The organism is Roseomonas sp. CECT 9278 (assembly GCF_918698155.1).
Lineage (GTDB): Bacteria > Pseudomonadota > Alphaproteobacteria > Acetobacterales > Acetobacteraceae > Neoroseomonas.
Genome location: NZ_CAKKLX010000007.1, coordinates 28,000 through 42,930 on the forward strand (window position 1 = coordinate 28,000; position 14,931 = coordinate 42,930).

The window sequence follows — 14,931 nt, forward strand, 5'->3', positions numbered from 1 at the left end:
GGTTCCTCCGGCTCTGGGATAGTGGTCATTGCGGCTGCACCTGGGGCGACGGTGCGCGAAAGCTAGTCAGCACCAGCAGCGTGACGCCGCAGACGATGGCGACATCGGCCATGTTGAAGGTCGGCCAGTGCCAGCCGCCGTAATGCGCGTCGATGAAGTCGGTGACCGCGCCGATGCGCAGGCGGTCGGCGATGTTGCCGATCGCCCCGCCGATGATGAGGCCGATCGCCGTCGCCTCGGTCCGGTTGGCCGCGCGCCGCAGCCAATGTAGCAGCCAGGCCACCACGGCGAGCTTGATGCCGACCAGCAGCCACACCGCGCCGGCCGCGCTGTCGGCGAACATCCCGAAGGTGACGCCGGTGTTGAAGCCAAGCCGCAGGTTCAGCACCGGCAGCAGCGTGATCCCTTCGCTGTAGGGCGGCCAGAGCGCTTCCAGCGCCCAGGCCTTGGTCGCCTGGTCGATGACCGCTGCGATTGGTGCCGCGATCAGGCCGAAGCGGCGCAGCGCGCGGGGGGCGGGCGTCGTCATCCCAGCCGAGCCAGCCATGGAAATGCCTCCAGGATCCAGATGGCGAGACGGGTCATCTCGCCGGTTGCGATGGCCAGGCCGGCCGCGAGCATGACGACGCCGCTCGCGACCTGCAGGATCCGCCCGAGCCGCCCGAGCCGCCGCGCACGGGCCATCGCTGCCGGCAGGTAGAAGGCCGCCAGCAGGAACGGCACGCCGAGGCCCAGCGCATAGGCGGCCAGCAGCCCGACCCCGGCGCCGGGTGTCAGCGCCGCGGCCGTCAACACGCCGGCCAGCACCGGCCCGATGCAGGGCGTCCAGCCGAAGCCGAAGGCGACGCCGATCAGCGTGGCGGAGACCGGGCCGCCGCCCTCGCCCGGCGGCCTGAAGCGCAGGTCGCGCATCAGCGGCGCCACGCGCAGCAGGCCCATCTGCACGAGCCCCATCGCCGCGATGAGCAGGCCGGAGACGACGGTGAGCTCGTAGGACCAGCGCCGCAGCAGCCCGCCGATCGCGGTCGCGCCGAGGCCCAGCAGCACGAACACCAGCCCGAAGCCCAGCACGAAAAAGACGGACAGGCGCAGCGCCCGCCAACGCTCGGCGCGCGCCGTGGCGAGGTCGGTCCCCGCCACCCAGGCGACGTAGCCCGGCACCAGCGGCAGCACGCAGGGCGACAGGAACGACACCAGCCCCCCGCCGAAGGCGAGAACCATGCCGAACAGGGTGAGGTCGATCGTCACGCGCGTCGCCTCCCGGCCAGCGCGATTCCCGCGAGCGCCGCGACGCCGATCGCGACAGGCAGGTCGCCAAAGCGCGCATAGGGCGTGCCGCCGGGCAGCGCCGCCGGCAGCGGCAGGTCCAGCACGCCTTCGGTCGCCAGCGGCAGCCGCGCGCGCTCGCGCCCCACCGCGTCGGTCACCAGCGAGATGCCGCTGTTCGCCACGCGAATCAGCGGAAGGCCGAGTTCGATGGCGCGCAGCCGGGCGGCCAGGGCGTGCTGGTAGGGGCCCCAGGAGGTGCCGAACCAGGCATCGTTGGTTACCGTCAGGATCCAGCCCGGCGCCGGACCTTGCGCCGGCAACGTGGTGGGGAAGATTGCCTCGTAGCAGATCAGCGGCCAGAGCGGCGGCAGCCCGGCCACGCGCATCGCCTCGCGAGGCGGGCCGGGGATGAAGTCCACCGTCCCGACGGTGATCTTCGGCAGATCCGCGAGCAGCCGGCGGAGCGGCTGGTATTCGCCGAACGGCACCAGCTGGATCTTGTCGTAGGCGGCGGTGATCGCCCCGGTGTCGTCGAGCGCGACCAGGCTGTTGAGCAGCGCCGGGCCGCCATCGTCCGCGATGGTCCGTCGCACCGCGCCGGTCAGCAGCGCGCCGCCCGGCGGGATGATGCGCGCGACCTCCGCGCGGATCGCCGGCGATTCGGCGAGGAGGTAGGGCACGGCACTTTCCGGCCAGATGATGTGGGTCGGTGCCACGCCATCCGCCGCAGGCGCGGCACTGAGCGCCAGCAGGCGGCCGACGATGCGCTCGCGCTCGCCCTCGGCCCATTTCAGGTCCTGCGCGATGTTCGGCTGCACCAGGCGCAGCCGGATGCCTGGCGCGTCAGCGGGCATCGCATCGGCAAGCCGCGTTGTGCCCCAGGCCCAGGGCAGGGCAATGATGACCGTCGCGGCAAGCGCGGGCCCGACGCGCCGCTGCCGCACCGCCACGCCGGCCAGCACCGCGGCAAGCACGGCGAGCAGCCCGAGGCCATGGATGCCGACCAGCGCCGCCGCCTGCAGCCCGGCATCGCTGGCGCCCCAGGCATGGCCCGCGATATTCCACGGAAAGCCGGTCAGCACCGCGCCGCGCAGCCATTCGCCCGCGACCCAGAACGCGGCCAACGCCAGGGCGAGCGGCACGCCGCCCGCGCGGCCCGCCAGCAGCCGCGCCGCAGCGACCGAGCATGCGGGGAACAGCGCGAGGCCGGCGCTGAGCGCGGCCAGGGCCGGCAGCGCCAGCGCGCCAAAGCGCGCCGCATCCGCGCTGAACGCCTCGGTGATCCAGGACAGGCCGACCAGGAACGATCCCAGGCCGAACAACCAGCCAAGCACGAAGGCGCCGCGCAGGGACGCCGTCCGCTCAAGCTGGAACCACAGGCCGCCGAAGGCCACCACGCCGGCGGGCGCGATGTGCAGTGGCGCCAGCGCGATGGCACTGAGCGCTCCGAGCCCGAGCGCGGTGGCGCCATAGGCCATGCGGTGCGTCACGCGGCGGATTGGTCCGCGTGCCGCTTGCGACCGCGTCACGCACGCGCCGTCGTGGCGGGTCCGCGGCAGCACGAAGCCCTTCATGGCGCGGTGCAGATCAGCGCTGTCGTTCGGGGCCGGCCTTCCCATTGTCAGTGCCAATGCGCCCGGAGCGGCAGGACCACTGCGCCCGCGCGTTCGAAGCGCAACGTGACGCGGATTTCGTCGCCGAGCGCGAGCGGTGCCTGCAGGTCGCGCAGCAGAAGGTGCCGCCCGCCGGGCTCCAGGGCGACGACGTCACCGGCAGGGATGACGAAGCCCTCTGTGACGGCGCGCGCACCGCCGGAGGCGGACGGGTCTGGTTCACGCAGTTCCACGGCGGCCGCGCCGGACGACGTGGCGGAGAGCAGCCTGTCCGCCTCACTGCCCCGGTTGCGGATCGTCACGAACCCGAACGACAGGCGCTGGTCGTTGTCGGCGGCCTTCGCCCAGGCTCCGGTCAGAAGCAGGCCGCCCGCCTGAACATCCTGGGCCGCAGCCGGGCCCGACAGGATCAGGCGCCACGCGAGGAGGACAGCGGGCATCAGCCAGCGCCGCCCGGGAATGCTGCCGGGCGTCATACGGTCGCCCTTGTGCTGTTCCGCGCCACCCAGGGATCTACGACGAAGGACATCAGGCAGCATCCTTGGGCCTGGCAGGCGTCCAGCGCAGCAGCCTGAGCGCATTCAGCGTCACCAGGACCGTCGCGCCGGTATCCGCCATGATCGCCGGCCACAACCCGGTGATGCCGAGCATTGTGGTGACCAGGAACACCGCCTTCAGCCCAACCGCGACGGCGACGTTCTGCTTCACATTCGCCATGGTCGCGCGCGACAGGGAGACGAGTTCCGCCACCCCCGTCACGCGGTCCTTCAGCACGGCGGCATCGGCGGTCTCCAGCGCGACATCGGTGCCGCCGCCCATCGCCACGCCGACATTGGCCGCCGCCAGCGCCGGCGCGTCGTTGATGCCGTCGCCCACCATCACCACCGCGCCGCGCTCGCGCAGCTTGCCGATTTCGCGCAGCTTGTCGTCGGGCAGCAGTTCCGCCTTGGCGTCGAGGCCGAGCGAGATGGCGATCGCCTCCCCGGTGCGGCGGTTGTCGCCGGTCAGCATCACCGGGCGCACGCCGAGCGCGGTGATCGCCGCGATGCCGGCCGCGGCGTCCGCGCGCGGCTCGTCGCGCAGAGCGACCAGCGCGGCGACCGCGCCGCCGGCAAGCACGACCGACACCGTCTTGCCCTCGCCCTGGAGCCGGTCGAGTTCGGCCTCCAGCGGGCCGAGCGTGGCGTTCGACTCCCGCGCATGGCGCGGGCTGCCGATGCTGACCTGCACGCCATCGACCGTGCCGGCCACGGCGCGGCCGGGGATGGCCGACTGCGCCTCTGCCGCCGACACCGCGACACCGCGCGCCGCCGCCTCCGCCAGGATCGCCTTGGCGAGCGGGTGGGAGGAGCCCTGCTCGACCGCCGCGGCGAGCGCGAGCACCGCCTCTGCCGTGCGGCCCTCGGCCGGCAGCACGTCGGTGACGCGCGGACGGCCTTCGGTCAGCGTGCCGGTCTTGTCGAAGGCGACGGTCCTCGCGCTGCCGATCGCCTCGAGCGCCGCGCCGCCCTTGATCAGCAGGCCGCGCCGCGCGCCGGCCGAAAGCCCCGAGGCCATCGCCGCCGGCACCGAAATGACCAACGCACAGGGGCAGGCGATCAGCAGCACCGCGAGCCCGCGATACAGGCTGGTCCACCAATCCCAGCCGAACAGGAAGGGCGGCAGCAGGATCACCAGCAGCGAGACGATCATCGCCCCCGGCGTCCACCAGGCGGAGAACCGCTCGATGAAGCGCTGCGTCGGCGCGCGGGAGGCGGTCGCGTCCTCCACCATGCGGATGATGCGCGCGATGGTGTTGTCGGATGCGGCGCGCGTGACCCGCACGCGGATGGCGCCCTCGGCGTTGATGCTGCCGGCGACCACGGGATCGCCGGGGCCGCGCGAGACGGGGACGCTTTCACCCGTCACGGGACTTTCGTCGAGTGCGGAGGTGCCTTCCTCGATCAGTCCGTCGCAGGGCACGCGGTCGCCGGGGCGGATCAGCACCAGGTCGCCAACTGCGAGCCGGTCCGCCGGCACCTGTTCGGCGGTACCGTCCGGCCGCAAGCGCAGCGCGGTGCGCGGCATGAGGTCGGCGAGCGCCCGGATGCCGGCGCGCGCGCGCCCGGCGGCGACGTTCTCCAGCAACTCGCCGACGGCGAAGAGCAGCACGACGACGGCGGCTTCCTCGGCCGCGCCGATGATGGCCGCGCCGACCGCGGCGGTGACCATCAGCGTCTCGATGCTGAAGGGGCTGCCGGCGCGTACGAGCGCGATGGCGCGGCGGCCGAAGGGCACCAGGGCGACGGCGGTCGCGGCCAGGAACAGCGGGTAGGTCAGCCGTTCCGGCAGCGCCAGCGATAGCGCATAGGCCGCACCGACCAGCCCGCCCAGCAGCCAGACGAGCGTCGCCTTGCCGGTGCGCCACCAGGGCTTGCCGGCATCGGCCGGGTCGTCGTGGTCGTGGCCATGCGCCGCGGGGCCGGCGGCTCCCGGCTCGGCGCCGTGCGCGTGGCCCGAATGGTCGCCCTTTTGGCCATGGTTATGACCATCGGCGCCATGGTCGTGGCCACAATCGGGACCATGGGCATGCGCCGGCTCGGCCCGCGCCGCCGTGGCGGCGGTCGCGATGGGCGCCACCGTGTATCCCAGCGCCTCGACCTGCCGGGCGATGGCGTCGCCCTGCGTGGTGTTCGGCGCGAGCGCGACGGTCAGCCGTTCGGCCATCAGGTTCACCTGGACGTCCGAGACACCGGGCAGACGCTCGACGGCCCTGGTCACCTTGGCGACACAGGCGGCGCAGTCCATGCCCTCCACCCGCCAGGTCAGTCTGGTCGTATCACCCATGGCACCCGTTCCAACGTCGCAGGCACCGGTATGGGACTTCCAGTGGCTAGAGGTTCAAGGGGCTTTTTTCTCTCTCATGCCATCACTGATCACCCGCACGCGGGCGCGCGCCCCGGACGTGGCGCGCGCGGTCCACGCCGCTTGCGCATTGACCGCGATGTTTGGGATAGATCGCTCCCCCCAGGCCAGGAGCCTTGCCGTGCGGTCGTTCAATTCACGAGATGTGCGCCTCGGTCGCCGTCTCGTTGTGCGCGCTGCGCTGGCAGCGCCGTTCATCGCCGCGAGCCGCGACGTGAGCGCCCAGCCTATGGCCGAGGCTCCCGCGCCGCCCGCCGGCTCGCTTTTCGTGCTCAATTCCCTCGATGCCAATGTGCAGGTGCTGGACCCCGCCAGCAGCAGCGACCTGCGCCGCGTACCGGTGCTCCGCGAACCGCACCACCTGGTGCTGACGCCGGCGCGGGACCTGATCCTGGTCGGCGATTCCGGCGCCAACGAGATGTTCCTGCTCGACCCGCGCAGCGGCGAGGTGCGGCGGCGGGAGCCGATCAGCAATCCCTACAACCTCGGCTTCACGCCAGACGGCAGGCGGCTGGTCGTGACCAGCCTGCGGCGCAACCAGGTGGACATCTACGGCTGGGACGGCGCCGCCCTGGCCTTCGAGGGCCGACTGCAGGCCGGGCGCAAGCCGAGCCACGTCACCTTCTCGCCGGATTCACGCTACGCCTTCGTGACCTTGCAGGGCGAGGCCGCCGCGATCGCCATCGACCTCGACACCCGCACCGAGGCCTGGCGCGCCGAGGTCGGGCGCGACCCGGCCGGCATCCTGTGGCATCGCGGGCGCATCCTGGTCGGCGTGATGGGCGGCGACTACGTCTCCGTCATCGATCCGGCGACGCGGCGCGCCGACCGGCGCATCACGGTCGGGCGCGGCGCGCACGCGCTGTTCGAAGGGCCGCAGGATGGCTTGGTCTATGTCACCTCGCGCGTCGACAGCCGGATCACCGCGCTCGACCCACAGACACTGGAGATCAAGCGCGTCCATGAGATCGGCGGCGGGCCGGATTGCCTGACCTTCGACGCGGACGGCACGATCTGGGCGACGTTGCGCTGGACCGGGCGCGTCGCCGCCATCGACCCGCGCAGCGGCGTGGCGCGGGTGTCGCGTGTCGGGCGGTCGCCGCACGGCATCCTGTTCACGCCGGCGACCGGCGCCTGACGGCCGCGCCGGGACGCCGCCGAATGGCGAGCGGGACCGCGTTCCGGTCGCCTCAGGCGGGATGCGACCCGTTGAACCGCATGAAGGACCTGTGCGGACCACTGCCGAAGGCGATCACGTCGTAGCTGTCGACCGGCGCGCCGGGCACTTCCATGCCGGGCGAGCCGACCGGCATCGCCGGCACGGCCAGGCCGCGGACCCCGGCGGGGCGTTCTGCCAGCAGGCGGCGGATGGCGGTGGCGGGCACATGGCCTTCGAGCACGAAGCCCTCGACCTCGCCGGCATGGCAGGACAGCAGGTCGGCCGGCGTCCCGAGGCGACGCCGGACCGGGGCGACCGAGGGCACCTCCTGGTCCACCACGGCGAAGCCCTCGGCGCGCAGATGGGCGACCCAGCCGGTGCAGCATCCGCAATTCGGGTCGCGCCAGACGCTGACGCGCGTGGCCCGTTGGGCAAAGGCCGGGATCGGCAGCGCAACGAGCGCGGCGGCGGCGAGGATCGAGCGGCGTGACGTCATCGGACGGTCCTCATGGGCTTGGCTTGGGCGGCGGAGTGCCCCGCTCCAGACATGGTCGTCCTGCCCTCAGTAGGAAGGTCAAGCGGAATCGACGTCCAGTCTCCCTGCCCCGAGCGTGACAATCAGTGGGCAGGATTGGTCGATCCCGGCATCGCATCGTCGCACCGCTTCGGTCAGGATCGATTCCATTGCTTGAAGGGCAGCGATGCGTGCGCGCACGTCGGCGAGGTGCCCGGCGGCGAGCGCGCGGCTCTGCGCGCAGCTGTCGCCCGGCGCGCCGGCCAGTGAAACCAGGGCGCGGACCTCCTCCAGCGTGAAGCCGAGCGCCCTGGCGCGCCGCACGAAAGCGAGGCGCTCGACATGCACGCCGTCGAAGACGCGGTAGCGCCCGCGGCGCTCGGCACGCGGCAGGACGCCGACGCGCTCGTAATATCGAATGGTCTCGATCTTGCAGCCTGTCGCCCGGGACAGGCCGCCTATCGTCATGGCGCGCGCGATGGCCACCGCAGCCTCCCGGAGAATGGGGCTTGAGTCTGTAGTCGCTACAGATCGTAGCGTGCCGCAGCCACCGCAAGTGAAAGGCATCAGGCGATGACCGAACCGACAATCAACCCCTCGGCCGGCCAGGCGCGGCAGGCAGGTGCCGCAGCCCTGACGGCCGGCGGCATCCTCGCCGGCCTGGGGGCAGCAGCCTGCTGCGCGCTGCCCGTCATGTTCGCGACGATCGGCGTCGGCACGGCATCCCTGCTCGGGATTGCCGCCATCACGGGTCCGTACCAGGGCGTCCTCCTGGTGGCGGCCGTGGCCAGCCTGGCGGGAGCCGCCATCCTGCTTTGGCGCGGGCGTGCCGCCGCGGCGGCCTGCGCACCGGGTACGGCCTGCGCACCGGGCGGCGCGCTGCAGCGCACGACGCTGGTCGGGCTGGCGGCCGGCATCATGCTGCTGGTCCTGTCCGTGGCGATCGCCTGAGCCATGGCGATCCTGCGCTCGACCCTGACTTGCCCGGAGTGCGGCCACGCTCGCGCCGAGACCATGCCGACCGATGCGTGCATGTATTTCTACGTGTGCACCGGCTGCGGCACGCGCCTGCGCCCGAAGCGGGGCGATTGCTGTGTCTTCTGCTCGTATGGCGATGTGCCATGCCCGCCCATCCAGGCCAGTCAGATCGGCGATGCGGTCGGCGCGGATTGCGCGGGTGGGCCCGGTTGCGGCGCGTGACGACACGTGGGCGGGCGATCTGGATCCGTTGTCGGACGGTACCACGACGATCACCTCGCAGGATCGCGCTGGCGGTGATGGCGAAGCACATCGCGATCCCGCTTGGACTGACGGCCTGCGTCCCCATTGCGAGGTGGTCGCCCCCGGCCCGGCGCAGGGCGCGGGGCCGATCAAATTGAGCAACCGTGGAAGCCGGCCGACGGGTCGGGTGCCAGCGCCCAGTTCCATGCCTGCGCCTGGCCGTAACCTGCCGAGCGTCCCGCGCGAAGACCGGGGCAGGAAGCGATAGGCACGATGCACGGAACCTCTTGGCGCCGCATTGTCCGCGACGACGCGCATGGCTACTCTCATCGCCTGATGCAATATCTGCGCGCCGGTCTGTTGACGCTCGTCATGCTGGCCCTTGCCCTCGCAGGGCCTGTGCAGGCGAACTGCGCCCCGCCGCCGGCCGACGCTGCCGTCCCGTGTGCCAGCATGATCATGGACGAGGACGGGCCTGATCAACCGCGGCCCGACACGCCCGCGAAGGCCTGCGCCATCATCCAGTGCCCGACCGCGCCGCCGGCGATCTCGGTTTCCGCCAAGGGCGCGGGCGAGCCCACCTTCCATGTCATCCGGCCGGCGATGTCGGCCGCCCGGACCATGGCAAGTGCCGATTCGGCACCCGAGCAGCGTCCTCCAATCTCCTGACAGCGCGTCGTGCGGCGTCGGCCAATGGCCGTCCCGTGCCTTCACCTGCTGTCCCGTCACCGATGGCCCGGCATCAACCGCCGGGGGAGATTGCGTTCCATGAAGAAGCATCATGCCGTGCTCGGCGCGCTCGCGCTGGGCGTCGCCGGCTTCGCGGCCGGCCACTTCGTCGCAACCGGGTCGCCGACCCTGCCCGACGGCCTGCTCAACTGGGTCCGTCCAGCCGCTGCCCAATCGCAGCGCCGGCCGGCGCAGGATGACCCGGTCGTGTTCTACCGCGACCCGATGGGCGAGCGGGTGGTGTCCGCCCGGCCGCGCCAGGACTCGATGGGGATGGACTTCCTGCCGGTGCGCCGGTCCGAGGTCGCGGCGCTTCTCGGGCGCCTGCCCAACCCGCTGCCCGCGCCGGCCGCCGGCGAGGCACCGCTGTTCTACCGCGACCCGATGGGCGGATCGGCCACGGCCACCGCGCCGCGGAAGGATTCGATGGGCATGGATTTCCTGCCCATCTACCCGTCGCAGATAGCGCCCGTCCTGCCGCCGCTGCCGCAGCGGCGCGGCGACGCGGATACGCCGGAGGCCGCCCCCCAGATTGCGGAGGCGCCGACCGGAACGCCTCCGGGCGACCGGCGCATCCTCTACTACCGCAATCCGATGGGCCTGCCGGACGTCTCGCCGGTACCGAAGCAGGACTCGATGGGAATGGCCTACATCCCCGTCTACGCGGATGAGGCGTCGCAGGACGGCACGGTCGGGCTCAGCCCGGCGCGCATCCAGACGCTCGGCGTGCGGACCGAGCCGGTCGAGCGACGCGTCCTCGCACGGACCATCCGCGCCGTCGGCACCGTGACGCCGGACGAGCGCCGGCAGGCCACGGTGACCTCGCGCTTCGAGGGTTGGATCGAGAGGCTCCACGTCAACGAGACCGGCCGCGACGTGGCGCGCGGCGAGGCGCTGATGGAGGTGTACAGCCCGGAACTGCTGCGGGCGCAGGCGGACTACCTGGCGAGCCAGGCCTCGCGCCGGCCCGGCGACCCCGACACGGCACGCGTTCGGCTGCTCAACTTTGGTCTGTCGGAGGCGCAGATCGACGGCATCCGCGCCTCCGGCCGCGCCTCGCGCACCGTGATCATCCCGGCCCCCATCGCCGGGACGGTGCTCGCCAAGACAGCGCTGGAGGGCATGATGTTCCGGCCGGGCGATCCGCTCTTCTCGCTGGCCGACCTGTCCGTCGTCGCGGTGATGACGGACGTGTACGAGCAGGACGCCGGCGCCCTGCGGGCCGGCCAGCCGGCCAGCGTCGGCATCGCCGCCTTTCCCGGCGAGGCCTTCGAGGGCGTGGTGGACCGCATCTACCCGGCGCTCGATCCAGCCACCCGGACGGCACGCGTGCGCGTGATGCTGCCGAACCGCGGCGGCCGGCTGCTCGGCGGCATGTTGGCGACCGTCGAGATCGCGGCCCCCGTCGCCAACGGGCGCGAAGTGGTGGCGGTGCCGGCGTCGGCGGTACTCGACGGCGGTCGCCGGCGGGTCGTGCTGGTCGAGCTCGGCGGCGGTCGCTTCCGCCCGGCCGAGGTGCGGACCGGCGCGCGCGCCGGCGGCGCGGTCGAGATCCTGGAGGGGCTGGCCGGCGACGAGCGCGTGGTGGTCGGCGCCACCTTCCTGATCGACGCCGAGAGCAACATGCGCGCGGCGCTCGCGGCCTTCACCGCCGCGCCGACGCCCGGCGAGGCGGCCGTGCGATGATCGCCCGCCTGGTTGGCTGGTCGGGGCGCAACCCCTTCCTGGTGCTGTTCGCCACCGCCTTTCTGGCGGTCGCAGGGATCTGGGCGGTCCGCAACACGCCGCTCGACGCGATCCCCGACCTCTCGGACGTGCAGGTCATCGTCTATACCGAGATGCCGGGCCAGGCGGCGCAGGTGGTCGAGGACCAGGTCACCTATCCGCTCGCCACGGCGCTGCTCAGCGTGCCGCGGGCGCGCGTGGTGCGCGCCTTCTCGTACTTCGGTGTCTCGTTCCTCTACGTGGTGTTCGAGGACGGCACCGACATCTACTGGGCGCGCAGCCGCGTGCTCGAATACCTGAATGGCGCCGCCGGGCGGTTGCCTACGAGCGTGACGCCAGTGCTCGGCCCCGACGCATCGGGCGTCGGCTGGGTGTATCAATACGTCCTTCGCTCCGAGACCGAGCCGCTGGTCGAATTGCGGGCGCTGCAGGACTGGGACTTGCGCTACCGCGTCGCGGCGACACCAGGCGTCGCCGAGGTGGCGAGCGTCGGCGGCTATGTCCGCCAGTACCAGGTGGTGGCCGACCCGGTGCGGCTGCGCGGCTACGGGATCGGCCTGGCCGAGCTTCGCGAGGCGATCCGCGCCGCGACCGGCGAGGCCGGCGGCCGCGTCGTCGAGCTCGCCGAGGCGGAGTACGTGCTGCGCGGCCGCGGCTACGTCCGCTCGCCGGAGGACCTCGAGCAGGTGATGCTGCGCTCGCGCGCCGGCACGCCGGTGCTGCTGCGCGACGTGGCACGGGTGGAATTCGGCCCCGACGAGCGACGTGGCGTCGGCGAGCTCGATGGCGAGGGCGAGGCGGTGAGCGGCATCGTCGTGCAGCGGCACGGCGAGGACACGCTGGCGGTCATCGAGCGCGTGAAGGCGCGCCTCGCAGCGGCCGCCGGCTCGCTGCCAGCCGGTACGGTGATCGAGCCGGTCTACGACCGATCCGACCTCATCCTGCGCGCCATCGAAACGCTCAAGGCCACGCTGCTGGAGGAGAGCCTGATCGTCGCCGTCGTGACCGCGGTCTTCCTGCTGCATCTGCGCAGCGCGCTGGTGGCGATCCTGATGCTGCCGGTGGGCGTGTTGGCGGCCTTCCTGGCGATGAAGCTGGCCGGCGTCGGTTCCAACATCATGAGCCTCGGCGGTATCGCCATCTCGATCGGCGCCATGGTGGACGCCGCCATCGTCATGGTCGAGAACGCCCACAAGCGCCTGGAGCGCGCCGGGCCCGACGCGCCGCGCCTCAAGGTGCTGCTCGATGCCACGGCCGAGGTGGCGCCGGCGCTCTTCGTCAGCCTGCTGGTGATCACCGTGTCCTTCCTGCCGGTCTTCGCGCTGGAGGCGCAGGAAGGGCGGCTGTTCCATCCGCTCGCGCTCACCAAGACCTTCGCCATGGCAGCGGCGGCACTGCTGTCGGTGACGCTGGTGCCCGTGCTGATGATCCTGTTCGTCCGCGGGCGCATCGTCCCGGAGGCGAGGAACCCGATCAACCGCGCGCTCATGGCGGTCTACCGCCCGATCATCGCGCTGGTGCTGCGCTTCAAGGCCGTCACCATCGTGCTGGCACTGGTGGTGCTGGCGAGTGCGGTCGAACCGATCCGCCGTCTCGGCAGCGAGTTCATGCCGGCGCTCGATGAGGGCACATTGCTGTTCATGCCGGTGACGCTGCCGGGCATCTCGGTGACCACCGCGGCCCAGCTGTTGCAGACGCAGGACCGCATCCTGGCCGGCTTCCCTGAGGTGGCCTCCGTGTATGGCAAGGCTGGCCGCGCGTCGACGGCGACCGACCCGGCACCGATGGAGATGTCGGAGACGCTGGTCAACCTGCGGCCGCGATCCGAATGGCGGCCCGGACTGACGCTGGACGCGCTGATCGAGGAGATGAACCGCGCGGTGACCCTGCCCGGCGTCAGCAACGCTTGGACCATGCCGATCCGTGCCCGCATCGACATGCTCTCGACCGGCATCCGCACGCCGGTGGGCGTCAAGGTGCTCGGCCCTGACCTCGGCGTGATCGAGCGTGTCGCGCGCGAGGTCGAGGCTGCGGTGCGCGACGTGCCCGGCACCACCAGCGCCTTCGCCGAGCGCATCACCGGCGCCTACTACCTTGACGTGATTCCCGACCGCGAGGCTCTGGCCCGCCAAGGGCTTACGGTCGCGCAACTGCAGGACGCGGTGCGGTCGGCGCTGGGCGGCGAGGCGGTGGCCACGACGGTGGAGGGGCGCCGCCGATACAGTGTCAACCTGCGCTACCCCCGCGATCTGCGCGACGACCCGGCGGCGATCGCCACCGAGGTGCTGGTCGAGGGCAATGGCGGCGCTCGCGTGCCGCTCGGCAGCGTCGCCCGCGTCGAGGCGGCGCGTGGGCCATCCACGATCCGCACTGAGAACGCGCGGCTCGCCGCCTACGTGTTCGTGGACATGCGCGGTCGCGACCTCGGCGGCTATGTCGCCGAGGCGCGCCAGGCGGTGGCGGACCGGGTCGTGTTGCCGCCGGGCTACGAGTTGCAGTGGAGCGGACAGTTCGAGTACCTCGAACGCGCCGAGGCGCGGCTGAAGCTAGTGGTGCCGGCGACGCTCGCGCTGATCTTCCTGCTGCTCTACCTCTATTTCGGCCGGCTGACCGAAACGCTGATCGTCATGCTGTCGGTGCCCTTCGCGCTGGTCGGCGGGCTGTGGCTGATGCTCTGGCTCGGCCACAGCATGAGCGTCGCCGTCGCGGTCGGCTTCATCGCGCTGGCCGGCGTCGCGGCTCAGACCGGCGTCGTGATGCTGGTCTACCTCGACCACGCCTGGGCCGAGGTGCGGGCGCGCCGCGCTGCCGAGGGGCGGGCGCCGACGCGCGCCGACCTCACCGCAGCAGTGATGGAGGGGGCGGTCGAGCGGGTACGGCCGAAGGCGATGACGGTTGCCGCGATTGTCGCCAGCCTACTGCCGCTGCTCTGGGCGAGCGGCACCGGCTCGGAGGTGATGAGCCGCATCGCGGTGCCGATGATCGGCGGCATGGCGTCGTCGGTGGTGCTGACCCTCGTGGTGATCCCAGCGCTCTATGCCATCGCGAAGGGGTGGCGCCTGCCGCGCGAGGCGCAACCGGATGCCGAAGGCGCGGGGCCGGACGCGCCGCGCGCGCTGGAGGTGGCGTGATGCCGGGCGGCATCGCGGCATCCCATGGCTGGCTTGCCGCCCTGCGCGCCTGGCTGCTGGTCATGGGGTCCGGCAACCTCCTGTGGGAGGCGGCGCACCTGCCGCTCTATACGATCTGGCGGACAGGGACTTGGCGCGAGAACGCGTTTGCCGTCGTGCATTGCACCGGCGGCGACCTGTTGATTGCAACGGCCTCGCTGACACTCGCGTTGCTGCTTGCGGGGCACGGTGATTGGCCAGCGCGGCGCTTCGGCGCCGTCGCCGCGCTCACGATGGCGTTCGGCGTCGGCTATACGGCGTTCAGCGAGTGGCTGAACATCGTCGTACGTGCCTCCTGGGCTTACTCGGAACACATGCCTGTGGTCCGGCTGGGAGATTTTGAGCTGGGCCTATCCCCGATCGCGCAGTGGATCATCGTGCCGCTGCTCGCCTTCGCCTGGGCGCGGCGCAGCGCGCCTTGCCGGAGTAAAGCCGATGAGGCAGGCGCATGATGGACGGGATCATGAGCGGCGGTTGGATGATGCTCGGGATGGGCATCATCTTCCCCCTCGTGATGGCGATCCTGGTCTCGTCGGCGCGGCACTCGCGAAATATCTCGTGTCCGGCCGGCACCGTTGACTGACGCGTATCGCAGACCGCAGAGGAAGTGGCGTCACACGAGCAGCG

Annotated in this window: 15 protein-coding genes; 8 read left to right on the forward strand and 7 right to left on the reverse strand. The window is 72.0% G+C overall.

What is annotated here, in order from left to right:
- Positions 1-25: 25 nt before the first annotated feature.
- The 5 genes from lspA to LQ222_RS06610 form a co-directional block, all read right to left on the reverse strand.
- Positions 26-547: a signal peptidase II gene (lspA, locus tag LQ222_RS06590; RefSeq protein WP_230165283.1), complete on the reverse strand. Its 522-nt coding sequence runs from the start codon at positions 545-547 to the stop codon at positions 26-28.
- Entirely contained in the window at positions 526-1,248 is a 723-nt protein-coding gene (locus LQ222_RS06595) for a cytochrome c biogenesis CcdA family protein (protein ID WP_230165284.1), read from the reverse strand. The genes lspA and LQ222_RS06595 overlap by 22 nt, the downstream gene beginning before the upstream one ends.
- Complete coding sequence (gene lnt / locus LQ222_RS06600) at positions 1,245-2,759, reverse strand: apolipoprotein N-acyltransferase (protein ID WP_230165285.1); 1,515 nt, start codon at positions 2,757-2,759, stop codon at positions 1,245-1,247. Before lnt ends, LQ222_RS06595 begins: the two co-directional genes overlap by 4 nt.
- Before the next feature lie 131 nt (positions 2,760-2,890).
- Positions 2,891-3,421 carry a copper chaperone PCu(A)C gene (locus tag LQ222_RS06605; RefSeq protein WP_230165286.1) on the reverse strand — a complete coding sequence of 177 codons (531 nt, stop codon included), beginning with the start codon at positions 3,419-3,421 and terminating at the stop codon, positions 2,891-2,893.
- The gene (locus LQ222_RS06610) at positions 3,411-5,708 is read right to left on the reverse strand and encodes a heavy metal translocating P-type ATPase (protein WP_230165287.1); all 2,298 of its coding nucleotides are present in this window, start codon (positions 5,706-5,708) and stop codon (positions 3,411-3,413) included. Before LQ222_RS06610 ends, LQ222_RS06605 begins: the two co-directional genes overlap by 11 nt.
- A 247-nt stretch (positions 5,709-5,955) precedes the next feature.
- On the opposite strand from LQ222_RS06610, the gene LQ222_RS06615 reads away from it, so the two are divergent.
- Positions 5,956-6,924 carry a YncE family protein gene (locus LQ222_RS06615; RefSeq protein ID WP_374202158.1) on the forward strand — a complete coding sequence of 323 codons (969 nt, stop codon included), beginning with the start codon at positions 5,956-5,958 and terminating at the stop codon, positions 6,922-6,924.
- A gap of 52 nt (positions 6,925-6,976) precedes the next feature.
- Here LQ222_RS06615 and LQ222_RS06620 read toward each other — a convergent pair whose 3' ends face one another.
- Together LQ222_RS06620 and LQ222_RS06625 are read right to left on the reverse strand one after the other, a co-directional pair.
- Positions 6,977-7,441, reverse strand: coding sequence for a DUF411 domain-containing protein (locus tag LQ222_RS06620; protein ID WP_230165289.1), 465 nt, complete (start codon positions 7,439-7,441; stop codon positions 6,977-6,979).
- Between the two features lie 78 nt (positions 7,442-7,519).
- Complete coding sequence (locus tag LQ222_RS06625) at positions 7,520-7,945, reverse strand: helix-turn-helix domain-containing protein (RefSeq protein ID WP_230165290.1); 426 nt, start codon at positions 7,943-7,945, stop codon at positions 7,520-7,522.
- 87 nt (positions 7,946-8,032) lie between these two features.
- Between LQ222_RS06625 and LQ222_RS06630 the strand changes: the two genes are divergently transcribed.
- The 7 genes from LQ222_RS06630 (at position 8,033) to LQ222_RS26195 (ending at position 14,887) form a co-directional block, all read left to right on the forward strand.
- Positions 8,033-8,410, forward strand: a complete 378-nt coding sequence (locus LQ222_RS06630; protein WP_230165291.1) for a mercuric reductase — start codon at positions 8,033-8,035, stop codon at positions 8,408-8,410.
- A 3-nt stretch (positions 8,411-8,413) separates the two neighbouring features.
- Positions 8,414-8,659 (forward strand): GDCCVxC domain-containing (seleno)protein, encoded by a 246-nt coding sequence (locus LQ222_RS06635; RefSeq protein ID WP_230165293.1) that lies wholly within the window; start codon positions 8,414-8,416, stop codon positions 8,657-8,659.
- A 294-nt stretch (positions 8,660-8,953) separates the two neighbouring features.
- Positions 8,954-9,349, forward strand: a complete 396-nt coding sequence (locus LQ222_RS06640) for a hypothetical protein (RefSeq protein ID WP_230165295.1) — start codon at positions 8,954-8,956, stop codon at positions 9,347-9,349.
- A gap of 99 nt (positions 9,350-9,448) precedes the next feature.
- Entirely contained in the window at positions 9,449-11,095 is a 1,647-nt protein-coding gene (locus LQ222_RS06645; RefSeq protein ID WP_230165296.1) for an efflux RND transporter periplasmic adaptor subunit, read from the forward strand.
- Positions 11,092-14,265, forward strand: a complete 3,174-nt coding sequence (locus tag LQ222_RS06650) for an efflux RND transporter permease subunit (RefSeq protein WP_230165297.1) — start codon at positions 11,092-11,094, stop codon at positions 14,263-14,265. Before LQ222_RS06645 ends, LQ222_RS06650 begins: the two co-directional genes overlap by 4 nt.
- The gene (locus LQ222_RS06655) at positions 14,265-14,756 is read left to right on the forward strand and encodes a hypothetical protein (RefSeq protein ID WP_230165298.1); all 492 of its coding nucleotides are present in this window, start codon (positions 14,265-14,267) and stop codon (positions 14,754-14,756) included. Before LQ222_RS06650 ends, LQ222_RS06655 begins: the two co-directional genes overlap by 1 nt.
- Positions 14,753-14,887: a hypothetical protein gene (locus tag LQ222_RS26195; protein WP_256444007.1), complete on the forward strand. Its 135-nt coding sequence runs from the start codon at positions 14,753-14,755 to the stop codon at positions 14,885-14,887. The genes LQ222_RS06655 and LQ222_RS26195 overlap by 4 nt, the downstream gene beginning before the upstream one ends.
- Positions 14,888-14,931 lie beyond the last annotated feature (44 nt).